At 66.2% G+C, this 21,912-nt stretch carries 22 protein-coding genes and 1 pseudogene; 9 read left to right on the plus strand and 14 right to left on the minus strand.

Annotated elements, in window-relative coordinates; genetic code table 11:
- Nucleotides 1–27: 27 nt before the first annotated feature.
- On the minus strand, nucleotides 28–363 hold the full coding sequence (locus H7F35_RS30785; protein ID WP_187110286.1) for an antibiotic biosynthesis monooxygenase family protein: 336 nt from the start codon (nucleotides 361–363) through the stop codon (nucleotides 28–30).
- Nucleotides 364–475: 112 nt separating this feature from the next.
- Between H7F35_RS30785 and H7F35_RS30790 the strand changes: the two genes are divergently transcribed.
- Nucleotides 476–1,375 carry a transglutaminase-like domain-containing protein gene (locus tag H7F35_RS30790; RefSeq protein ID WP_261803422.1) on the plus strand — a complete coding sequence of 300 codons (900 nt, stop codon included), beginning with the start codon at nucleotides 476–478 and terminating at the stop codon, nucleotides 1,373–1,375.
- 10 nt (nucleotides 1,376–1,385) lie between these two features.
- Here H7F35_RS30790 and H7F35_RS30795 read toward each other — a convergent pair whose 3' ends face one another.
- Nucleotides 1,386–2,330, minus strand: a complete 945-nt coding sequence (locus tag H7F35_RS30795; RefSeq protein ID WP_187110288.1) for a crotonase/enoyl-CoA hydratase family protein — start codon at nucleotides 2,328–2,330, stop codon at nucleotides 1,386–1,388.
- A gap of 80 nt (nucleotides 2,331–2,410) precedes the next feature.
- Between H7F35_RS30795 and H7F35_RS30800 the strand changes: the two genes are divergently transcribed.
- Nucleotides 2,411–2,908 (plus strand): YcxB family protein, encoded by a 498-nt coding sequence (locus H7F35_RS30800; RefSeq protein WP_187110289.1) that lies wholly within the window; start codon nucleotides 2,411–2,413, stop codon nucleotides 2,906–2,908.
- Between the two features lie 11 nt (nucleotides 2,909–2,919).
- On the opposite strand, the gene H7F35_RS30805 is transcribed toward H7F35_RS30800, so the two are convergent.
- Nucleotides 2,920–4,413 (minus strand): ATP-binding protein, encoded by a 1,494-nt coding sequence (locus H7F35_RS30805; protein ID WP_410010742.1) that lies wholly within the window; start codon nucleotides 4,411–4,413, stop codon nucleotides 2,920–2,922.
- Entirely contained in the window at nucleotides 4,410–5,138 is a 729-nt protein-coding gene (locus H7F35_RS30810) for a response regulator transcription factor (RefSeq protein WP_187110290.1), read from the minus strand. Before H7F35_RS30810 ends, H7F35_RS30805 begins: the two co-directional genes overlap by 4 nt.
- Before the next feature lie 97 nt (nucleotides 5,139–5,235).
- Here H7F35_RS30810 and H7F35_RS30815 point away from each other — a divergent pair, with 97 nt between their 5' ends.
- From H7F35_RS30815 to msrA, 5 genes and pseudogenes are all read left to right on the plus strand, one after another.
- Nucleotides 5,236–5,874, plus strand: a complete 639-nt coding sequence (locus H7F35_RS30815) for a cytochrome b/b6 domain-containing protein (protein WP_187110291.1) — start codon at nucleotides 5,236–5,238, stop codon at nucleotides 5,872–5,874.
- A gap of 341 nt (nucleotides 5,875–6,215) precedes the next feature.
- Nucleotides 6,216–7,007: a molybdopterin-binding protein gene (locus H7F35_RS30820; protein WP_187110292.1), complete on the plus strand. Its 792-nt coding sequence runs from the start codon at nucleotides 6,216–6,218 to the stop codon at nucleotides 7,005–7,007.
- Nucleotides 7,008–7,106: 99 nt separating this feature from the next.
- The gene (locus H7F35_RS30825; RefSeq protein WP_187110293.1) at nucleotides 7,107–7,373 is read left to right on the plus strand and encodes a pentapeptide MXKDX repeat protein; all 267 of its coding nucleotides are present in this window, start codon (nucleotides 7,107–7,109) and stop codon (nucleotides 7,371–7,373) included.
- Nucleotides 7,374–7,442: 69 nt separating this feature from the next.
- Nucleotides 7,443–8,177 (plus strand): annotated as a pseudogene (locus tag H7F35_RS30830) (cytochrome c biogenesis CcdA family protein); the annotation flags it as partial.
- Nucleotides 8,178–8,260: 83 nt separating this feature from the next.
- The gene (gene msrA, locus H7F35_RS30835) at nucleotides 8,261–8,962 is read left to right on the plus strand and encodes a peptide-methionine (S)-S-oxide reductase MsrA (protein WP_187110295.1); all 702 of its coding nucleotides are present in this window, start codon (nucleotides 8,261–8,263) and stop codon (nucleotides 8,960–8,962) included.
- A gap of 4 nt (nucleotides 8,963–8,966) precedes the next feature.
- On the opposite strand, the gene H7F35_RS30840 is transcribed toward msrA, so the two are convergent.
- From H7F35_RS30840 to H7F35_RS30875, 8 genes are read right to left on the minus strand one after another with little or no spacing between them, the layout of a single operon-like run.
- The gene (locus H7F35_RS30840) at nucleotides 8,967–9,731 is read right to left on the minus strand and encodes a winged helix-turn-helix domain-containing protein (protein ID WP_187110296.1); all 765 of its coding nucleotides are present in this window, start codon (nucleotides 9,729–9,731) and stop codon (nucleotides 8,967–8,969) included.
- Entirely contained in the window at nucleotides 9,731–10,627 is an 897-nt protein-coding gene (locus H7F35_RS30845; protein ID WP_261803424.1) for a DeoR/GlpR family DNA-binding transcription regulator, read from the minus strand. Before H7F35_RS30845 ends, H7F35_RS30840 begins: the two co-directional genes overlap by 1 nt.
- Nucleotides 10,628–10,645: 18 nt before the next feature.
- The gene (gene araD / locus H7F35_RS30850) at nucleotides 10,646–11,341 is read right to left on the minus strand and encodes an L-ribulose-5-phosphate 4-epimerase AraD (protein ID WP_187110297.1); all 696 of its coding nucleotides are present in this window, start codon (nucleotides 11,339–11,341) and stop codon (nucleotides 10,646–10,648) included.
- Nucleotides 11,328–12,989, minus strand: coding sequence for a ribulokinase (locus H7F35_RS30855; protein ID WP_261803425.1), 1,662 nt, complete (start codon nucleotides 12,987–12,989; stop codon nucleotides 11,328–11,330). The genes araD and H7F35_RS30855 overlap by 14 nt, the downstream gene beginning before the upstream one ends.
- Before the next feature lie 5 nt (nucleotides 12,990–12,994).
- Nucleotides 12,995–14,020, minus strand: a complete 1,026-nt coding sequence (locus H7F35_RS30860; protein ID WP_187110298.1) for an ABC transporter permease subunit — start codon at nucleotides 14,018–14,020, stop codon at nucleotides 12,995–12,997.
- A gap of 35 nt (nucleotides 14,021–14,055) precedes the next feature.
- Nucleotides 14,056–14,775, minus strand: coding sequence for an HAD family hydrolase (locus H7F35_RS30865; RefSeq protein WP_187110299.1), 720 nt, complete (start codon nucleotides 14,773–14,775; stop codon nucleotides 14,056–14,058).
- Nucleotides 14,772–16,283: a sugar ABC transporter ATP-binding protein gene (locus H7F35_RS30870; RefSeq protein WP_222621985.1), complete on the minus strand. Its 1,512-nt coding sequence runs from the start codon at nucleotides 16,281–16,283 to the stop codon at nucleotides 14,772–14,774. The genes H7F35_RS30865 and H7F35_RS30870 overlap by 4 nt, the downstream gene beginning before the upstream one ends.
- A 14-nt stretch (nucleotides 16,284–16,297) precedes the next feature.
- Nucleotides 16,298–17,239, minus strand: a complete 942-nt coding sequence (locus H7F35_RS30875) for an ABC transporter substrate-binding protein (RefSeq protein ID WP_187110300.1) — start codon at nucleotides 17,237–17,239, stop codon at nucleotides 16,298–16,300.
- Between the two features lie 232 nt (nucleotides 17,240–17,471).
- Between H7F35_RS30875 and H7F35_RS30880 the strand changes: the two genes are divergently transcribed.
- Nucleotides 17,472–18,365: a ribokinase gene (locus tag H7F35_RS30880; RefSeq protein ID WP_187110301.1), complete on the plus strand. Its 894-nt coding sequence runs from the start codon at nucleotides 17,472–17,474 to the stop codon at nucleotides 18,363–18,365.
- Nucleotides 18,366–18,369: 4 nt separating this feature from the next.
- Entirely contained in the window at nucleotides 18,370–19,269 is a 900-nt protein-coding gene (locus tag H7F35_RS30885) for a helix-turn-helix transcriptional regulator (protein WP_187110302.1), read from the plus strand.
- A 62-nt stretch (nucleotides 19,270–19,331) separates the two neighbouring features.
- Here H7F35_RS30885 and H7F35_RS30890 read toward each other — a convergent pair whose 3' ends face one another.
- Nucleotides 19,332–20,627 carry an acetyl-CoA hydrolase/transferase family protein gene (locus tag H7F35_RS30890; protein WP_187110303.1) on the minus strand — a complete coding sequence of 432 codons (1,296 nt, stop codon included), beginning with the start codon at nucleotides 20,625–20,627 and terminating at the stop codon, nucleotides 19,332–19,334.
- Between the two features lie 55 nt (nucleotides 20,628–20,682).
- Nucleotides 20,683–21,708 (minus strand): class I fructose-bisphosphate aldolase, encoded by a 1,026-nt coding sequence (locus tag H7F35_RS30895; RefSeq protein ID WP_187110304.1) that lies wholly within the window; start codon nucleotides 21,706–21,708, stop codon nucleotides 20,683–20,685.
- Between the last annotated feature and the right edge of the window lie 204 nt (nucleotides 21,709–21,912).

Below are 21,912 nucleotides of genomic sequence, written 5' to 3' on the forward strand. Positions count from 1 at the left end.
CAGCCGAGCGATTCGATCATTCGCCGCCTAGGCCTCGGCGTGGCCCGAGGGCGCCAGCATGTGATCGATGCGGCTGTCCCCGTAGGTACGCACCACCTGGGAGATCACCACCTTGTACCCATCGAGCCAGTTCGCCTGCGCGGCCTTGGCCTGCTGGTGCACCGGGTGCCGGATCAGCGCCTGCAGGCTGTCCAGCGAATCCCAGTAGTAGACGTTCGACACCAGCCCGTTGCCGGTGTTCTCCCACGTCTCTTCGCCCAGGTAGCCGGGCAGCGACTTCGCGGCCGTGGCGATGGTCTGGTCGAGGCGATGGAACTCGTCGTCGAACTGCTTCTTGGCGAAGATGAAAGTGGCGGAGTACATGGCAGCCGGAATCTCCTTGAAAAAGGCATGAAAGATCGAGCGGGCGCCGATTCTGCGGCATTGAGCCGCCACAAGCCACCACTTGTCTTGCGAACGCGTGAGAATGCACCGCATGGCCATTCAGTACGACATCACGCACACCACCGTCTACCGCTACAAGAAGCCGGTCACCTTCGGCCTGCACCGCGTGATGTTCCGTCCGCGCGACAGCCACGACCTGCGCGTGCTGGCAACCGACCTGCAGGTGAGTCCGCAGGCCTTCACGCGGCTCATTCAAGACCCGCACTCGAACTCCGTTGCGCTGGTGCAGCCGATGGGCGAAGCGACCGAGCTGCGCATCGTGTGCTCTTTCACCATCGAGCATGTGCCCGCGCAGCAGGACCAGTTGGCGCTTGACCCGGCCGCCGAATTTTTGCCCTTTGCCTACTCGGTGCAGGAGCGCCTGGACCTCGAGCACTACCTGCGCCCGCACCACGACGACGATGCGCAGGGCACGCTGATCCGCTGGGCCCACCAGTTCCTGCACACCGACAAGCCCAACAGCACGCGCGAGGTGCTCGCGCGCATGAACGCGCACATCGGCCAGAGCCTCGAATACATGGCGCGCGACGAAGAAGGCACGCAGACGCCGCTTGCCACGCTGGCCCTGGGCAGCGGCAGTTGCCGCGACTACGCGCTGCTGATGATGGAAGCCGCGCGCCGCCTCGGCATCGCAACGCGTTTCGTCTCCGGTTACCTCTACGACGCCGCACTCGACCGCGCGAACCAGACAGCCGGTGAATCCATGACCGGCGCCGGCACCACGCACGCGTGGCTGCAGGCCTACCTGCCGGGCATCGGCTGGCTGGCGTTCGACCCCACCAACAACCTGATGGGCAGCGGCCAGTTGATCCGCGTCGGCGTCACGCGCGACCCGGCGCAGGCAGCGCCGATCTCGGGCAGTTGGTATGGCGACGCCGAGGCCTATGAAGGCCTCGAAGCCACGGTGGTCGTCACGCGTCGCAAGGGCTGACCCAGCCGGCTCAACGCACGGACGGCACAGCAGCCCGCGCCGCCGCGAGCTTCGCTTCGAGTTCCGCAACGAGCGCCCTCGCCTCGTCGCCTTCGGGAATATTGCGGCCGCTGTCGCGCCACGCCACAGCGCTCTTGAAGCCTTCCGCCTCCGCCTGCCGCCGGAACCACATGCCTTCCGGGTTGTGGCGCGTGATGCCGTCGAACACGGTGGCGAACATCTGGCTCTGCTCCAGCCCCATCGAATGCCACACCTGGTTGACGACCAGCTTGTGCATCATCAGGTGCGAACGCGGCACGCCCGCAATACGTTGCGCCAGCTTCAGCGTGGCGTCGTCGAGCTGTTCGGCCGGCACCGAGAAATTGGCAAGGCCCCATTCGGCCGCCTGCGTGCCGGGGATGGTATCGCCGGTGAACATGAGCTGCTTGGCGCGCATGGCGCCCAGGCGGTAGGTCCACATCGCGGTGGTCGGGCAGCCCCACACGCGTGTGGGCATGTAGCCGATGCGCGCGTCGTCGGCCATGGTCAGCAGGTCGCAGCACAGCGCGATGTCGCTGCCACCGGCCACCGCATAGCCATGCACCTTGGCGATGGTGGGCTTGTTGCAGCGCCACAGGGCCATGAAGTCTTCGGTGTTGCGCTTCATGGCGGCGTAGTCGAGCATCGGGTCCCACGGGGTCTTCTCTTGCCGGCACGGGTGGTCGCCCTTCCCGTCGCGGCCGTGGCCTTCGGCGTAGTCGCCAAGGTCGTAGCCGGCGCAGAACGCACGGCCCGCGCCTTCGACCACGATCACATGCACCTCGTCATCAGCCTCCGCCCATTCGACCGCGCGGCGAATCTCGGAAGGCGTGGTCTCGCCGATGGCGTTGAGCTTCTCGGGCCGGTTGAGCACGAGGCGCGCGATGCGCGGATGTTGCGGGTCCTTGTCGATCAGGACGGTGTCGAAAACGGGCATGTCTCTTGTCTCCTGTGGTTGGGTCGCGTTGCTCTTGTAGCATCGACCGTCGCCCGCAGGCAAACCAACCACAGCAGCCCATGATCGCGAAATTCAGGATCTCCGAAGACGACTACGCCGCCGCGATCAAGGTTTCCGCAAGGCCGAGCCGGATGCGCCGGGCGCTGTTGATCGTCATGGTGGTGGTGCTCGTGTTGAGCGCGCTGATCGGTGCAGCGATCGGCAGCAGGCGTTTGTGGCCCTTCACGCTGGCCAGCTTGTTCTGTGGTGCCGTCGTGCTCCTGCTCACGTTTTTCCTGGCGCCGATGCTGGCCCGCCGGCACTACCGCAAGTACAAGGGAATGCAGGAAGAGTTCGGGGCCGAGTTGCTCGACAACGGCTTGCGCATCATGTCACCGCATGCCGACGGCACGGTCGTCTGGGCGAACGTACTCAAGTGGCGACAAAGCGACCGCTTCGTGCTGATCTACCTGATGCCTCGGCTCTTCCACGTCTTGCCCAAATCAGTGGCCGAGCAGGGCTTTGACTTGCAGGGGCTCATCGAACGCCTGAACCGACACGTCGGCCCCGAGTCCTGAACCGAAGCGCCTCAGCCGCCCGCGACACCGCCAAGCTGAAAGCGGAACACCGCCCCCTTGTCGGGCTGCTGCACCAAGCGGATGTCGCTGCCGTGCAGTTGCAGGATGCGCTTGACGATCACCAGCCCCAAACCACCGCTGCTGGAGCCATCGGCGCGAGCGCCACTCATGAACACGGGCCGCATGAACAGGCCCTTCTGCAGCTCGCCCGGAATGCCCGGCCCCGTATCGCTCACCTGCACCGCCACGCCGGCATTCTCGGCCCTCAGTTGCACCTCGATCTGGCCGCCCGCCGGCGTGTGGCGAATGGCGTTGTCCAGCAGATTCGTCAGCACGCGCTCGATCATGCCGAGGTCGGCCGACACCACCGGCAGGCCCGGTGCGATGTCGGGCCTGAGCTGCTGGTGGCGCGCCTCGGCCGCCAGCTCGAACTTCTGGAACACGTCCTGCACGAGGTCGGCCAGCGCAAAGCTTTCCTTCTCGGGCTTGACCACGCCGTATTCGAGCCGCGCCAGCTCGAACACCTCTTGTGCAAGACGGCCGACCTTGCGGCTCTGCCCGAGCGCAATCTCCAGATAGCGTCGCCGTTCCGATTCATCGAGCGTACCGGCCTTGAGCAGCAGCGTCTCCAGGTAGCCGTGCAGTGAGGTGAGCGGCGTGCGCAGGTCGTGCGAGATGTTGGCGAACAGTTCGCGGCGCTGCTGGTCCTGCAACGTGAGTTCGCGCCATTGCTCGGCAATGCGGCGCGTCATCTGCGTGAAGGCCTGGCCCAGTTGCGCGATCTCGTCATTGCCGCGCGACAACCGCTCCAGCCGTGGCGTTTCGCTTTCGAGCGACGCCATGCCCTCGGTCTCGAAGCGCTTGACCGCCGCGGTCAGCTCGCGCAGCGGCCGGGTGATGAGCCGGAAGGCGGCAAGGCCAGCCAGCAGGCCCAGCAGCGCCACCAGACCCATCGACCAGAGCGTGGTGCGCAGCACGTTGTCGGCCGCGACGTTGGCGGCCAGTGCGTCGTGGTCTTCGCCCTGCAGCACCACATAGACAAAGCCGGCATCGCGCCCGTCGACGCGCAAAGGCGCCACGCTGAACACCTTGCCAGCGCCGCCCTCGCCGCGTGGATCGTCGCCCAGCACCGGCAACGGCGCACCCGCGAGCAAGCGGCGGATCGGCGCAAGGTCGACCTTGTCGTGCTTCAGATGGCCGGGCGGCGCCGCTTGCGCCGCGATGCGCCCCTCGGGATCGAGCAGGTAGACCTCGACGCTGGGGTTCACCGCCATCAGCTTGTCGAACAGGTCCTTCACCGCCTCCTGGTTCAGGCCACCGGGCCGCATCAGTTCGGAGTTGCCCGCGATGTGCCCCGCAAGGCCACTCGACAGCCGCTGGATCACCTCCTGCTCGTGCTGCCCGTTGGAGCGCATCTGCAGCCAGGCCGATGCCCCGCAACAAGCCAGCAGCAGCACCGCGAACACCGCGGACAACCGCCGCGACAGCGTGGCCCAGGCCATCATGCAGTGCCCTCCTCGCCGGCGCCCGTTGGCGAGAGCTTGTAGCCGCGCCCCCAGACCGTCAGGATGCGGCGCGGCTCGGCCGGGTCGGCCTCGACCTTGGTGCGCAGCCGGTTGATGTGCGTGTTGACCGTGTGCTCGTAGCCGTCGTGCTGGTAGCCCCAGACCTGGTTGAGCAGGTCGAGCCGCGAGAACACCTTGCCCGGATGGCGCGCGAAGAAGTACAGCAGGTCGAACTCGCGCGGCGTGAGTTCGATGAGCTTGCCGTCGACGCGCACCTCGCGCGCCAGCGGCTCGATGTCGAGGTTGCCCAATGTGAGGCTGCCCGATTCCATGCGCGCATTGCGCGCCAGCGCATCGGTACGCCGCAGCAGCGCCTTGACGCGCGCCACCAGCTCCAGCACCGAGAAGGGCTTGGCCAGGTAGTCGTCGGCGCCCAGCTCCAGGCCGAGGATGCGGTGCACCTCGCTCGACCGCGCGCTGATGATGATGATGGGCGTGTAGCGCGTCATGGCACGGGCACGGCGGCAGATTTCAAGGCCGTCGATGCCGGGCAGCATCAGGTCGAGCACCAGCGCGTCCCAATTGCCGCGCTCCAGTTCGCGCAGGCCGGCGTGACCGTCGGCGGCGTGCTCCACCCCATAGCCTTCGTCGCGCAGGTGCATGCGCAGCAGTTCGGCAATGTGGGCGTCGTCCTCGACGATCAGCACGCGCTTGGGGGTGTCCATGGCGCCGATTGTCCCGCGATACGGGTTTTGGAGTTATCACGATTAATTGAACTTTGCGTGATGAATCGGTCATGGGGTGCGTCCAACAATCCGCCCCATGAACAGCACAGCCATCGCAAGCACCGCACCCGATGCCCGCCCCATCCACCCGTTGTGGATGCGCGTCACGCACTGGCTCAACGCCGTGGCGGTGCTGATTCTGGTCACGAGCGGCTGGCGCATCTATGACGCGGCGCCCTTCTTCCCGTTCACCATTCCGACCGTGATCACGCTCGGCGGCTGGCTCGGCGGTGCGCTGCAGTGGCACTTTGCAGCGATGTGGCTGCTGGTTTTCAACGGCTTCGTGTACCTGGCCATCAACATCGCCAGTGGCCGGTTCGCGGCCAAGTTCTTCCCGGTCACGCCGGCCGGCATCTGGCACGACGCGCTGGCTGCGCTCAAGGGCCAGCTCTCGCACGCCGACCCGCGGCGCTACAACAGCGTGCAGCGCCTGGCCTACCTGTTCGTGATGCTCGACCTGATCGTGATCGTGCTGTCGGGCCTGGTGCTGTGGAAGTCGGTGCAGTTCGCCGTGCTGCGCGACCTGATGGGCGGCTACGACTTCGCGCGCCGCATTCACTTCTTTGCGATGGCCGCCATTGTTGCTTTCGTGGCGCTGCACCTTGTGATGGTGGCTTTGGTTCCTCGCACCCTGCTGACCATGATTCGCGGCCGTGCGCCCAAGAGCTCGAAATGACCCTCTGTCTTTTTGTTCGTCGCGTCGCTCTTCGGGATGCTGCTGTTCAGGGCGGCGCTCCCGCCGACACGGTGCTCTTTTTCGCGAATGTCCCCCGCTTCGCTCCTCCTTTATTTCGCGAAAAAGAGCCCCGTATCGACGTGAGCGTTATCAGAGCACTGATTGATCGGCGATCACCAGCAGCGTGTCCACGTGCGAATGACACCAGGTGCTCCCCGCAGCGAAATAAAGGAGGAGCGAAGCGGGGGACATTCGCGGAGGGGAGCACCTGGTGTCATTCGCACAAGCCCTGAACAACAGCGCCCCAAACGTCGACTCCAAGCAGCAAAGCAAAACCCGACATGAGAATTTTCAAAGCCCTCACGATGACCAGCCTCGACGGCGACGCCGTGGTGCGCGAAGCCCGCTCGCTGATTGCGAAGAAGCTCGACCAGCCCGCGCGCCGCGCCTTCCTGCAGCGCTCGTTGACGCTGGGCGGCCTGTCGCTGCTCACCGGCTGCAGCATCAGCGACGAAAGCCATGTCGAAGCGGCGCTGATGAAAATCTCGCGCTTCAACGACAAGGTGCAAGGCCTGATCTTCAGCCCCACGCAACTCGCGCCGACCTACACCGAAGCCGAGATCACGCGCCCCTTTCCCTTCAACGCCTTCTACGGCGAGGACGAAGTCCGCGAAGTCGACGAAGCCACCTACAAGCTCGAAGTGACCGGCATGGTCGCCGACAAGCGCAGCTGGACCCTGGCCGAACTGCGCGCCATGCCGCAGCACGACCAGATCACGCGGCACATCTGCGTGGAAGGCTGGAGCGCGATCGGCAAATGGGGCGGCGTGCGCTTTGCCGACTTCCTGCGCCACATCGGCGCCGACACCACCGCCAAGTATGTCGGCTTCAAGTGCGCCGACGACTACTACACCAGCATCGACATGCCCACCGCACTGCACCCGCAGACGCTGCTGACGCTGACCTACGACGACCAGCCCCTGCCGCCCAAGTACGGCTTTCCGATGAAGCTGCGCATGCCCACCAAGCTTGGCTACAAGAACCCCAAGCACATCAAGGCGATGTTCGTCACCAACACCTATCCCGGTGGCTACTGGGAAGACCAGGGCTACAACTGGTTCGGAGGGAGCTGAGCGGCTGCCACAGCCGCTCGACTGCCGATGAAAGTGCGAGGCCGTGTTCCCTGGAACCGCGCCAATTTTGAAAACGAAACCTCAACTGGAAGATTCCAAATGAACAAGCTCACCGCAACCCTGCTCGCAACCTGCATGGCCTTCGCTGGCGCCTCGGCCTTCGCCGCCGATGACATGGCCAAAGACGGCATGGCCAAGGACTCGATGTCCAAGGACGGAATGAAGAAGGATTCGATGTCGAAAGACAGCATGTCCAAAGACGGCATGAAGAAGGACTCGATGGCCAAGGATTCCATGTCGAAGGACGGCATGAAGAAAGACTCCATGGCCAAGGACAGCATGGGCAAGGACGAGATGAAGAAGTAAGCGCGACGCCGCTTTCTCTTTCACGTCTCACACGCGCCGCCCGATGCGACCAGCCTCCAAGGAGCCTTCGTGATCCTTTTTGTGCTGTCGTACCTGAGCGGTGCGCTCACCATCTTTGCGCCCTGCATCCTGCCGGTCGTGCCCTTCGTGTTCGCGCGCGTCGACCAGCCCTTCGTTCGCAGCGGCCTGCCGCTGTTGGCGGGCATGGCGCTCACCTTCGCCGCGGTGGCCAGCCTCGCGGCGGTCGGCGGCGCGTGGGCCGTGCATGCCAATGAATTCGGCCGCTACCTGGCCATGGCGATGCTGGCACTGCTGGGCCTCACGCTGCTCGCGCCACGTCTTTCGACACGCCTTGCGCAACCGCTGGTGGCACTGGGCTCGCGGCTGTCCAGCGTTGCCCAGCGCAAGGCGCAGCATGCGCCGACATCCATCCTTCCTTCTTTCGTGCTCGGCGTTGCCACCGGCCTGCTGTGGGCGCCCTGCGCCGGCCCGGTGCTCGGCCTCGTGCTGACTGGCGCCGCGATTCACGGCGCCAATGTGCAGACCTCGCTGCTGTTGCTGGCCTATGCCGCCGGCGCCGTCAGCTCCCTCGCCCTGGCGCTGTGGACCGGTGGCCGGCTTTTCGCAGCCATGAAGCGATCGCTGGGCATTGGCGAATGGGTCCGCAAGGGCCTGGGCGTGGCGGTGCTCGCGGGCGTGGGCGCCGTGGCGCTCGGGCTCGACACGGGCCTGCTGGCGCAATGGTCGTCCGGCGACGGCAGCACCGGCCTGGAGCAACGCCTGCTCGAACGTTTTCACCCGCAACCGCCGCCGTTGACGCCCGGCGGATTCGGCGTCAATGTCTCGTCAACCGGTTTCGCCAACGAAACCTCTTTCAAGGAAACCCCATGAAATCCTTCGCACTCACCGCAGGCACGCTCGCGGCCGCGCTCCTGGTCTGGCATGCCGTTCCCTCGTTCGCCGAAACGGCCCGCCGCGTGCCCGCGCCCACCGCCGACCTGACGGCCCCACCGACCGCAAAGACCGAAACCGCCGTGTTCGCGGGCGGCTGCTTCTGGGGTGTGCAGGGCGTGTTCCAGCGCGTCAAGGGCGTGAGCAACGCGGTCTCGGGTTATGCCGGTGGCGACGCCAAGACGGCGCGCTATGACGAAGTCGGCTCGGGCCGCACCGGCCATGCCGAGTCGGTGCGCATCACCTACGACCCGCAGCAGGTCAGCTACGGCAAGCTGCTGCAGATCTATTTCTCGGTGGCGCACGACCCGACCGAACTCAACCGGCAGGGGCCGGACTCGGGCACGCAATACCGCTCCACGGTGTTTGCCGAAAACGCCGAACAGGCCCGTGTTGCCAAGGACTACATCGCGCAACTGAACCAGGCCAAGACCTTCGGCAAGCCGCTCGCGACGACCATCGAAATGTCCAAGCCCTTCTTCGCGGCCGAGGACTACCACCAGGACTACCTGACGCTGCACCCCAACCAGCCCTACATCGCGATCAACGACATGCCGAAGATCGATGACCTGAAGAAGCTGTTCCCGGAGAACTACAAGGCCACGCCATCGCTGGTGCGCGCAGCCAAGGCCGGCTAGAGCTTCAGCCCGGGGTGGCGCAGCCTTCCTCTGCTGCGCCGATCCGGGGCCTCACCAGCACGATCTGGTAACCCTGCCCGTACACGGCACGCAGCAGCAGGCCGTTCTCGCCATGCAGTGCGAGCCGGCTTCGCACGCCTGTCGCGCAGACGTCGAGCACCCTTGTTCCCTCACGCAACGACGCGGTTTTCCAAACCACGCGTGTGATCCGATCCCTGGAAACGACGTGCCCCATGTTCCTGAACAGCTCGAGCGCCAGCGCGAACTGGCGCGGCTGAAGGCGGATCTCGCGGTCGCGATGCAGCACCAGACAGGCCTCGGGCATGAACTGGTAGCCGTGCCAGCTCGGAGCCTGCGCCTCATTCACGGCCGGAGACAGCGCGCTCCTGTCCCGAAGCAGCGTCTGCATCCGCCTGTCCAGTTCTTCGTTCGAGGTTCGCTCGACATCGAGTTCGATGGCATCGCCGTTCGCGAAGTCCGCACCCCATGGCGCCAGCGCCGTCCAGTTCGCACCATCGACGATAAAGAGCACCGGTATGCGGATCACGCCGCACACGGCGCACAGGCTCTTGCGAATGACATTGTCCTGAATGCCCAGGAACAGCATGTCGAAGCGCTGGGCATGGCTCAACGCCTGGAGCAGGTCGACCGGTTGGGCAAAGGCGATTGGCCGATGACCCATTGATTCGAGTCTTTTCCTGGTGGCGAGAATCCGTTCCGTCGAGCCGTCCAGCAGGGCAATGGAAAGCCCCTCGCGTGGAGCGGGCATCAATCCTTCTGCTTCCCGACAAGACCTGAGGCTCCAGGCACCGCCTCTGGTGCAGCGATCCGCAGTTCAACTCCCTGGGCCAGCGCCGCGTCGCGCGCCTCTTGCGGCAGCCGCGCATCGCAGACCCAGTGCGTTACCGCGCCGAAGGGAACCACCGAGACCAGCGCGCGCTGGCCCCACTTGTTGCTGTCCACGATCGCGCACACATGCCGGCTGCGCTCCATCACCGCATGCTTGACCTGCGTCTCGAGATGATTGGTGTTGGTCCAGCCGGCCTCGGCATCGACCCCGCGCGCGCCCATGAAGAACAGGTCGAAATGGAAATTCGCCACCTGCGCCAGCGTCATCGGGCCCACCGCGCTCACACCGGTGGCGTAGATCTCGCCGCCAATCGCGTAGATGTCGTAGGGCGTGCGGCCCACCAGTTCGGCGGCGATGTTGATGCCGTTGGTGACGATCGCGAGCTGCTTCACGTTCTTCAGGCCCTGCATGATCGCGCGCGCCACTTCCATCGAGGTGGTGCCGGCGTCGAGGTAGATCGACCAGCCGTCCTGGATCAGGCCGACCGCTGCCGCGCCGATCTGCTGCTTCTGCGAAGAGCCTTCCTGGATGCGCACGCCGAACGCGGTGTCGCGCCCGATCGGCAATGCGCCGCCGTGCACCCGCTTGAGCAGGCCGGCGTCGTGCATCTCCTGCAGGTCGCGCCGCAGCGTCATCTCCGACAGGGTGAAACGGCGCGCCATGTCGCTGACCCGGCAGGCGCCCTCTTGTGCGAGCACCTTCAGGATCAGCATGTGACGGTGCTCTGCCGTGGTCGCCTGCAGGGCTTCCTGCGGCGATGGATCGGACGGCGGCTCGGAGGCCATGGGCGCGGGGCGGGAAGCGTTTCGGGTCATCGCGAGGTTGTTTATCTGTCAGGACTGCCCATAGTAGGCGCCGGCGCCATGCTTGCGTTCGTAGTGCTTGCGGATCACTGCGGGCGGCAACTCGCGCGCCGCGGGATCGATCGATTGCGTGAGGTAGGCCATCTGCGCCAGCTCCTCGAGCACGCGAGCGTTGTACACGGATTTCATGGCGGTTTTTCCCCAGGTGAACGGTCCATGGCACGACACCACGATCATCTCGACCTCCTGCGGCGAGATGCCATGCATTCTGCGCACGATCTGCAGCCCGGTTTCTTCTTCGTAGTCGCGCGCCACGGCTTCGTCGCTGATGACTTCGGTCACTGGAACAGCCACGGTCAGGTGATCGGCGTGCGTGGTCCCGTAGATGGGGATCGCACGCCTTGCCTGTGCCCAGGCAACCGCATGCACCGAGTGCGTGTGACACACCCCGCCGATGCCCTCGAACGCACGATAGAGCACCGCGTGGGTCTTGGTATCGCTGGACGGACGGAGCGTGCCTTCGACGACGCGCGATTCAAGATCGACCACCACCATGTCGTCGGCGGACATCTGTTCGTAGGGAATGCCGCTCGGCTTGATGGCAAACACGCCTTGCCGGGCATCGAATGCGCTCACGTTGCCGAAGGTGTACAGCGCCAAGGCCTGCTTCGGGATTTCCAGATTGGCCTCATAGGCCTCGCGTTTGAGTTCTTTATGCAGCGTCATGGGCCATCACCTCTTGCTTCATCCCTTGCACCAAGGCGCCCATCTCCTGATAGCGCCGGAACAGTGAGCGGTACTGCGCGGCCTCCCGGGCCTGTGGCTCGTAGACCAGATCGAACCCGCAGGCCATCGCCTGCTGCGCGGCTGGGATGTCGGCATGCAGGCCGCATGCGACTGCCGCACACATCGCGGCGCCCAGCGCCACCGCCTGCTCCGACTTCGCCACGCGGATGCGCTGGTCGAACACATTGGCCTGGATCTGCATCAACAGCGCCGACTTGCGCGCCACGCCACCGATTGCCAGCACCTCGTCGATGCGCACGCCCGCTTCGGTGAAGCGGTCGACGATCGCCTTCGCACCGAAGGCCGTGGCCTCGACCAGCGCGCGGTAGAGCTGCGGCGCCGAGCTGCCCAGCGACAGGCCGAACAGCGCGCCGTGCAGCGTCTGGTCGGCATAGGGCGTGCGGCGCCCGTTGAGCCAATCGAGCGCGGCCACACCATGCGCGCCGGGCGGCTCCAGCGCGGCGGCACGCTCGAGCATCGGCAGCAACTCGGTGCGCAACGCATCGCGGTTCGGCCCCTCGGGCAGTGGCCACTCCAGCACCCGCGCGAACCATGCGAAGCCGTCACCGACGGCAGACTGCCCTGCCTCAAGGCCGATGGCCCCGGCCATCACCGATCCGTCGACCTGACCGCAGATGCCCTCGACCACGCGGTCGCCCAGCTCATCGGTCGGGGCCAGCACGATGTCGCAGGTCGAGGTCCCCATGATCTTCACCAGTGTGTGGGCGCGGATGCCGGCGCCGACGGCGCCCATGTGGGCATCGAAGGCCCCCACGCCGACCACGACCTCGTCCGGCAGGCCCAGTCGGCCAGCCCACGCGGGCGTCAGTGTGCCGATGGGCGTCTCGGCGGTCCAGGTGTCCTCGTACAGCCGCGCACGAATGCCGTCGAGCAGCGGATCGATGTGGCTCAGGAAGGCCTGCGACGGCAGGCCGCCATGGCCCTCGTTCCACATCGCCTTGTGGCCGGCGGCGCAGCGGCTGCGGCGCATCAGCCGTGGCGCGGTGGTGCCCGTCAACTCGGCCGGCAGCCAGTCGCAATGCTCCACCCAACTCGCGGTGGCCGCGCGCACCTGCGCATCGTGCCGGAACACCCACAGCAGGTTGGCCCAGTACCACTCGGCCGAGTAGACGCCGCCGATGTGCGCGGTGTAGTCGACACCGCCCCAGGTCTTTGCGGCGGCGGTGATCTGCTCGGCCTCGAGCGTGGCGCTGTGGTCCTTCCACATCAGGAACATCGCGTTCGGGTTGTCGGCGAAAGCCGGACGCAGCGCCAGCGGACAGCCGGTTTCGTCGACCGGCGCCGAGGTGGAGCCGGTGGTCGCGATCGACAGGCCGCGCACGCCCGCACGCACTGCGGGCGTCACCTGCGACACCGCGGCACGCACCGCCTGGGTCAGCGCATCGAGATGGTCCTGCGGATGCTGGCGAAAAATACGCCGCATCGGGTCGCAATACAGGCCGGCCGCCCATCGGGGAAAGGCCGCCACAGCGCTGGCGAGTTCCTCGCCGGTGGTGGTGTCCGCGATCACGCAGCGGCACGAGTCGGAGCCGAAATCGACGCCGATGACATAGGTACTGGAGATCATGGCGTTCAGTGTTGCGCCTGCTTCTGCCGCCATCTGTCGATGACAACTGCCAGCAGGATCACGACGCCCTTGGCCACGTACTGCCAGAACGACGAGACACCGAGGATGGTCAGGCCGTTGTTGATCACGCCGATGATCAGCGCGCCGATGATGGTGCCGCCGATCGAGCCCACGCCGCCCATCAGGCTGGTGCCGCCCAGCACCACCGCCGCGATCGCGTCGAGTTCGTAGCCGGTGCCCCAGTTGCCGTTGGCGCCGAACAGCCGGCTGGCGGACATCGCGCCGGCGAGGCCCGAGAACAGGCCGCTGATGGCATAGACGAAGATCAACACGCCGCCCACGCCGATGCCCGTGAGGCGCGCCGCCTCGGGGTTGCCGCCGACCGCGTAGATGTGCAGCCCGAGGATGGTCTTGCGCAGGATGACCCACGACAGCAGCGTCACGCCGGCGGCGATCCACACCAGCCAGGGCAGCCCCAGGAAGTCTTCGTTGCCGATCCAGCCGAAGCTCGGGATCTCGCTGTTGAGCACCGTGGTGCCATCGGCGAACAGGTAGGCGGCGCCGCGCAACGCGGTCATGGTGCCCAGCGTCACGATGAAGGGGTTGATCTTGAGCAGCGCCACCGTGGTGCCGTTGAGCAGCCCCATCAGCAAGCCCGTGGCGAGGAACACGGGCAGCGACAGCCCGGCATGGGACGTGAGCGAGGTCAGCATGCCCAGCACGGCGGACACGGCCAGCATCGAGCCCACCGAAAGATCGATCCCGGCGGTCAGGATGACGAAGGTCATGCCGGCCGCGAGCACCAGGTTGATCGAGACCTGGCGCAGGATGTTCATCGTGTTCGCAGTGGTCGCGAAGTTCGAGCCGCCGTCGCCCGAGACGTAGACCGTGAGGCCCCAGAAGACGACATAGAGGATCAGCAGCGCAGGCAGCATGCCCAGGCGCTGGAGGATGCCGGCCGCGCGGCCGGTGCGGACGTGGGCACTGGTCCGCGCAGGCGGCAGGGCCGCGGAGGTAAGAGTCTTTGACATGGTGATTTCTTGAAGGTGTAAGACGGCGCGCGAATTCAGCGCGGCGTGCGTGCCGAATTCGCGTGCGCCTGTTGCAGCAGTTCGGGTGTCAGGGCTTCCATGCTGTCGATGCGCAGGTCGGCCAGCGCGAGCGCTTCGGGCGACAGCGGGTAGTCGGGGCTGGGTGCGGCGATGGCGGCCATGCCGGCGGCCTTGAGCGAGCGCAGGCCGTTGGCGCTGTCCTCGATGCCGATGGCCGCGTGCGGTGCGACGCCGATGCGCGCGAGTGCAAGCAGGTAGATGTCGGGGGCCGGCTTGCCGTGTTCGACATCGTCACCGCAGACCACGGCCTGCATCAGCGGCGCAAGTCCACTGGCCTGCAGCACATGGTGGGCGAGTTCGGCTGGCGAGCCCGTGGCCAGCGCCACCACGTGCGATCGCGCGGCCATCTGCACGGCGGCAACGGCACCGGCACGCAGGGGCAGATGGCGTCGGTACTGCGCCAGCATGCGGCCCACGATCTCGCGCGCGACCGCCGCTTCGTCCATGCCGTTGCGCTCGCGCAGTTGCAGGCGCTCGACCATGATGCGCGACCAGGCTGCGGTGTTCGTGCCCATCGTGGACTCCTGGTCCTCGGTGGTCCAGTGTGCGCCAATGCTCTGCGCGAAGTCCTCCCGCACGCGCTGCCAGACGATCTCGGTGTCGATCAGGACCCCGTCCATGTCGAAGACCACGGCTTGAAGGGGAGAGGGATGCGTTTCTGTGAAGGCGTTCATGCGATGTGCCGCTCCGGCTCGGGAGCGTTGACTGCGAGTTGAATGATGTTTTCCTGGGTGATGCGATCGCCCTCGAGTTCGCCCGCAATGGCACCTTCGCGCATCACGAGCACGCGGTCGCACACACCGACGATCTCGGGCAGCTCGCTGGAGATCACGACCACGGCGACACCGGCGTCGGACAGCTCGCCGATGATCTTGTAGATCTCGCTCTTGGCACCGACGTCGACGCCGCGCGTCGGCTCGTCGAGGATCAGCACGCGCGGCTGGATCTCGAGCCAGCGCGCCAGCAGCAGCTTCTGCTGGTTGCCGCCCGACAGCGCGCCCACGATGCCCTGCGGGCCGGAGATCTTCACGTTCAGCCGCGTGATGGCCTGGCGCGTCAGCCGGTCGAGCGCGCCGTGGTTCAGCACGCCCGCCACCGCGTGCCTGGGCAACACGTTGATTGCGACGTTGGTCAGCGCGCTGAGCTGCAGGAACAGGCCCTGCCCCTTGCGGTCCTCGGGCACATAGCCCAGGCCGAGGCGGATGGCGTCGAGCGGGCGGCGCACGTCGACCGGCTTGCCGTCGACGCGGATGATTCCGCCGGTGCGCGCGTCCGCTCCCACCACGAGCCGTGCAAGCTCCGAGCGCCCTGCCCCGACCAGGCCGGCCAGGCCGAGCACCTCGCCCGCATGCACCTTGAGGCTGCTCGGTGGATTGCGCGGCCCGCTCACGTTCTGCAGTTCCAGCATCACGCGGCCGGGCTTGCGCTGGCCGCGGTGCTGGTAGAAATCGGTGAGCGTGCGCCCGACCATCATCTGGACGATGCGCTGCTCGTCGATCTCGTCGCGCGCCAGGTCGGCCACGTGGCAGCCATCGCGCAGCACCGTCACGCGGTCGGCCAGCGCCGTGACCTCGGCCATCCGGTGGCTGATGTAGATGATCGCGATGCCGTCGTCGCGCAGTCGGCGCATCACGCGAAACAGGTGCGCCGTCTCGCGGTCCGACAGCGCGGCCGTCGGCTCGTCCATGATCAGGATGCGGCCCTTGTGCACCAGTGCCCGCGCGATCTCTACCTGCTGCTGCTCGGCGATCGACAGCCGCCCGGCCGGCCAGTCGGCGCCGAACTGCGCGCCGAGCTGCTGCAGCACGCGCTCGGTCTCGCGCAGCATCCGCGCACGGTCGACCAGCCAGAGCGCCGCGCGCGGCTCGTTGCCCATGAACACGTTCTCCGCCACCGTGAGGTGGGCCGCGATGCTGAGCTCCTGGTAGATCAGGTTGATGCCCGCGCGCTGCCCATGGCTGGGGCTGCGGATGGCCACGGGCTGACCCGCCACCCGGATCTGCCCCGCGTCCGGTTGGTAGACACCCGAGAGAATCTTCATCAGCGTGCTCTTGCCCGCGCCGTTCTCGCCCATGAGGGCGTGGATTTCGCCGGGGCGCACCTGCAGGCGCATGTCCTGCAGCGCGCGGGTGGCGCCGAAGCGCTTGTGGATCCCCGACATCTCCAGAACGAATTCGCCCATGGTCGCCTGCGTGCTCAACGCACCCAGCCCTTGTAGCTGCCGATGTTGTCGCGCGTGGTGAGCGGCGTCGCCATCAGGTTCATCGTCTTGGGCGGCTTGCGGCCATTGAGCAGGCCGTAACCCACGCGAATGCTTTCGGCGGCCATCCCGTTGGGGTCCTGCGCTGGCGTGACGACGAACAGCGAATCCTTGGCCTTGAGCGCGGCTTCGCCGTCGGGCGAACCGTCGACGCCGCCGGTCACCTTGATGTCGGTGCGGCGGGCTTGGCGAATCGCGAGTTCCGCGCCGATGGCCGTCGGGTCGTTGATGCCGAACACGGCATCGATCTTCGGCTGCGCCGTCAGGATGTTGGCCATCGCGGCGAGCCCGCCGTCGCGGCTGCCCTTGGCGTCCTGGTTGTCCGACACGAGCTTGATGCCGGGGTACTTCGCCAGGGTCTCCTTGCAGCCCTTGACGCGGTCCATGATCGACGACACCGGCGGACCGTTGACGATCACGAAGTTGCCCTTGCCGCCGATGCGTTCGGCCAGGAACTTGCACGACTCGGCCCCAGCCATCGCGTTGTCGGACATCACGGTGGCATCGGCCCCTTCGGCCGTCACGTCCACCGCCACAACGATGACGCCCGCGGCGCGCGCCTTCCGCACGGCGGGGCCGACCCCCTTGGAATCGGCAGCGCCGAGCACGATCACGTCGACCTTGTTGGCGATGAAGTTGTCGATCTGGTCGACCTGCGTGTTCAGGTCGTACTTGCTCGACACCGTGGTCACCTTCACCGCCGGATTGATCTTCCTGGCCTCGGCTTCCGCACTGCGGCCGATGGCCACGAAGAACGGGTTGGCCATGTCCCCCAGCGTGATACCGACGGATTTGAGCGGCTTGTCCTGGGCGAACGCGTGGCCTGCGAACAGGGCGAGGGTTGCGGCTGCGACGCAGCGGGTGATCGACTTCTTCATGGATGGGTCTCCTTGCGAATGCTCTTGTTGAAGGTGCGCGCTAACGTCGAGCGTGCGTTCGTTCGGTTGAACGGACGGAATTCTATTGTTCATTCGGACATTTAAATTCGCACAAAATCGAAATTTATCTCAGGGAAATCCCTTTGTATTTGTCCGTTTATGTTCGTATTTGATGCTGCATACTTGCCGCGCCTTGCGACTTCGCAATGCAAAGAAAAGGGGAAAGACAGGCATGACTCGCTTGCTGGTGGTGGGCAGCATCAACATGGACTACGTGTTCGAGGCGTCATGCCTGCCGCGCAACGGCGAGACGCTGGGCGGGCAGAGCTTTCGGCGCACGCCCGGCGGCAAGGGTGCCGACCAGGCGGTCGCGGCCGCGCGCCTGGGCGCCGAAACCTGGCTCGTTGGTTGCACCGGTGACGATGCCGAGGGGCATGGGCTGCTGGACCACCTGCGCGCCGAAGGCGTGTGCACCGACCATGTCGCCACGACGGTCGACGCGCCCACCGGCGCCGCGGCGGTTTTCGCGTGCCAGGGCGAAAGCGCCGTGACGGTGGTGCCGGGTGCCAACCATCGGTTGACCCCCGCCCACGTGCGCACCGCCGAGACCTTGTTCGCCCGCAGCGACATGGTGCTGGCCGAGTTGGGCATCCCGATGGCAGCCGCGATGGAAGCGGCCGCGCTCGCCCATCGCTTCGGCAAGCCCTTCCTGCTGACCGCCTCCCCCGCTGGCGCGATCCCGCCCGAACTGTTGCAACGGGTGAATCTCTTCCTGACCAACCAGCACGAACTCATGATGGGCTTCGGCGACGGCCAAACCGAATGGCGCGCGCTGCTGGCGAAGTGGCCGGGGCGCATCGTCGTGACGCGCGGCGACGAAGGCGCGGCGCATGTCGATGGGCAAGGCACCCTGCACGAACAGCCCGCCTTCCGCGTTCCGGTGCTCGACACGACCGGCGCCGGTGACGCCTTCGCCGCGGCGCTGGCGGTCCATTGGGCGCTCGGCATCCCGCAGGCGATGCGGATGGCCTGCGCGGTGGCTGCCATGGCGGTTCGCGGCTTCGGCTCCCAGAGCACGCTGCCAACCCGGCAGGAGCTTTGGGACTTTCTTGAAAACGCCGGCTGAAGCGATGGCCATGAACGCAGCCGTGCAAGACGAGGCGACGGCCTTCGCACACGAAGGTGACGACCCGCAGTCCTTCATGCACCTGCTGGAACAGGGTGCCCCCTGGCAACCCGGCCGGCTGCGCTATCACCACGGCTACGAGTTGCACCTGATCACAGCGCCCCACGAGTGCGCCTACATCGGCGACGAGGTCCATCGATTCGCGCCCGGCAGTGTCGTGCTTATCGGGCCCAGGCTGCCGCACAACCTTGTCTTCATGCGCGCCCAAGGCAACAGCGCCGCCGCAGTCATGCACGGAAGCCTGCTGCTGCGGTTCTCCGATGAGCCGATGCGCCGCGGCATGGAGTTCTTTCCAGAGTTGCGCAAGGCCCATGCCCTGCTGGAGCGCGCACGCCGTGGCGTGGCATTCGCCGGCCTCGGTGAACTCGTGGCCAAGCGGTTCCAGGGGGTCAAGGCGCAAGGCGGGCTTGCGCGCCTCTCGGAATTTGCCGCGCTGCTGCATGAGCTGACGCAGTCGACCGACTACCGCACGCTGTCATCGCAGCCCTGCAGGACACCGGCCTGCGGTACCAGCGCCTCGTCGGCACACATCTACCGCACGCTCGACCACATCCAGTCGAACTACACCGACGCGCTGACGCTGATGGACGTCAGCGCTTTCGCCCATCTGACGCCGAGCGCCTTTTCACGCCAGTTCCGAAAAGTCACCGGCCGCACCTTCACCGAGTTCCTTGTCGGGCTGCGCGTGGCAGAAGCCGGCCGCCTGCTGCTGTGTACCCGCAAGCAGGTGAGCAGCATCTGCTACGAGGTGGGCTTCAACAACATCTCGAACTTCAACCGGCACTTCCGTCGACTCAAGAAAATGACGCCGGGACAATATCGCGCGCATGCGGAACTCGAGTGAGACCGCAAGGCGGCTCGGCGAACTTCCTCAACAACGCAGACCGGTCGACCGCCAGCGCCGGTTCACAGCAACCTCAGTCGCTTCGCCTGCTCGGTGAGTTCCGCGCGAAAGTCCGGGTGCGCAATCGCAATCAGCTCCTGCGCCCGCTGCTTGGCCGACTTGCCACGCAACTGCGCCACGCCGTATTCGGTGACCACGTAGTTGATGTCGTTCTTGCTCGTGCTCACATGCGTGCCGGGCGAGAGCGACGGCACGATGCGCGAGATGGTGTCGCCCTTGGCGGTCGAGGGCAGCACGATGAAGGCTTTGCCGCCGCGCGAGCGATTGGCCGCACGCACGAAGTCCGACTGCCCGCCCGTGCCGGAATACGGCGCATGCCCCAGGCTCTCGGAGCCGCACTGGCCCAGCAGGTCGATCTGCATGGTCGCGTTGATGGCGATCAGGTTGTCGTTCAGCCCCGCCAGCGCCGGGTCGTTGGTGAAGTTCACCGGATGCATCTCCAGCCCCGGATTGCGGTCCATGAAGCGATACAGCTTGCCCGACCCGAGCGCGAAGGTCGCGACCGACTTGCCCGGCAGATAGTTCTTGCGGCGGTTGGTGACAGCGCCACTTTCCACCAGCGTGAGGATGCCGTCGCCGATCATCTCGGTGTGAATGCCCAGGTCGTGCTTGCCCGTGAGCTGCATGACCACCGCGTCGGGAATGCCGCCATAGCCGATCTGCAGCGTCGAGCCGTCGTCGATCAGATCGGCCACATGCTTGCCGATGGACTCCTGCACGGGGCCGATCTTCGGCAGGCCCACTTCCATCACCGGCGCGTCGCTTTCGACGAGTGCCGCGACTTGCGAAATATGCACGTGGCAGTTGCCGCATGCGAAGGGCACGTTCGGGTTCACCTCCAGCACCACCGCGCGCGCCTTGGCGATGGCGGCCATCGTGTAGTCGGCGCCCAGGCTCACGGCAAAGTAGCCGTGCGCGTCCATCGGCGACGCCATGCTGAAGACCACTTCGGCGGCGATCTGCCCACGCTCGATCTGCGCCGGGATCTCCGAAAAGTAGTTGGGGATGAAGTCGATCCAGCCTTCCTGTCCGCCCGCGCGGGTGGCACCGCCGAAGAACAGCGCGACGTGGCGCACATGCTCGATGGTCTCGGGGTCGATGTAGGCGTACTTGCGCATCGCAAGGATCTGCGCCACCTTGACGTCGCGAAAATCGCGACGCTGCTCCGACAGCGCCGTCAGCAGAGATGGCGGCTCGCCCACGCCGGTCGGCACGATGATCATGTCGCCGTTGCGCACCTGGCGCACGGCATCGGCAGCGGAAACGCGCTTTTGCGCGTACAGGTCTTGCATCGTCATGAAGCGGGTCTTGTCTCTTGTTGTTTGTTGATCGATTGCTTGATTGATTGATCGCTCAGCGTGGCGCGTCCTTCTGCGCGTCGTACTCGCCGCGGCGTGCCGCCCGGTTGCAGCGGGTGCGGAACACCAGCGCCTGCTGGGCCACTGCGACGTTGGCCGCGTCACCCTTCCATGCGTCGAGCGCCGGCTGCTGCACCGCACGCGAAAAGGAGAAGGTCAGCGCCCACGGCATGCGCGACTTGAACCTCGTGTTCATTGCGCCCAGGCGAGCCGAAGCCAGTTGAGCGGACTGCCCGCCTGACAGGAATGCGACGCCGGCCACGGCCGCCGGCACGGTGCGCAGCAAGCAAGCGACGGTGGCATCGACCACCGCATCGACAGCATCCTGCACCTTGCTGCCCTGCCCCGGCAGCACCATGTTCGGCTTGAGCAGCATGCCTTCCAGCAGCACGCCTTGCGCGTTCAGTTGGGCAAACACTTTGCGCAGAACCTCTTCGGTGACCTGCGCGCATCGCGCGAGCGAATGGTCGCCGTCCATCACCACTTCGGGCTCGACGATGGGGACCACGCCGGCTTCCTGGCACAGCGCCGCATAGCGCGCGAGCGCATGGGCGTTGACGTCGATGCAGGCGCGGCTGGGCAAGCCGTCGCCAATGGCGATCACGCCGCGCCATTTGGCAAAGCGCGCGCCCATGCCGACGTACTCGGCCAGGCGTTCGCGCAGCCCGTCGAGGCCTTCGGTGACCGTCTCGCCGGGATGGCCGGCCAGCGCCTTCGCACCCATGTCGACCTTGATGCCGGGGATGATGCCGACGTCGGCCAGCGCCTTGGCGAACGAGGCACCGGTATTCGTCTTCTGCCGGATGGTTTCGTCGAACAGGATGGCCCCGCTGATGCTGTCGCCCAGCCCGGGCGCAGTGACGATCAGCTCGCGCCAGTCGCGCCGCGCGCCCTCGGTCTGCGGGATGCCCAGCGCCGCGAAGCGCTTGTTGCAGGTGGCGTTGCTCTCGTCCATCGCGAGCAGGCCCTTGTCACCGGCGACCAGCGCCTGCGCGGTATCGATCAATGTCTGTGCAGTCATGTCGGGGCACCTCTTTGGCAGCGATCCTACGCCCTCCCCGCGAACGCGCTAACACCGCGAACCTGAGCGCTGGCCGACTTGGCGTTGCAGCCAATGCAGGCACACAGGTCTTTGCCCACTCGGTGCCAACGGGATGTAATCTCCGCGCGTCGGCATGTCAAAGGAAGTCTGCATGAAGAGCGGGTCACATAAATGTCATGCGCG

The organism is Variovorax sp. PAMC26660, assembly GCF_014302995.1.
Classification (GTDB): domain Bacteria; phylum Pseudomonadota; class Gammaproteobacteria; order Burkholderiales; family Burkholderiaceae_C; genus Variovorax.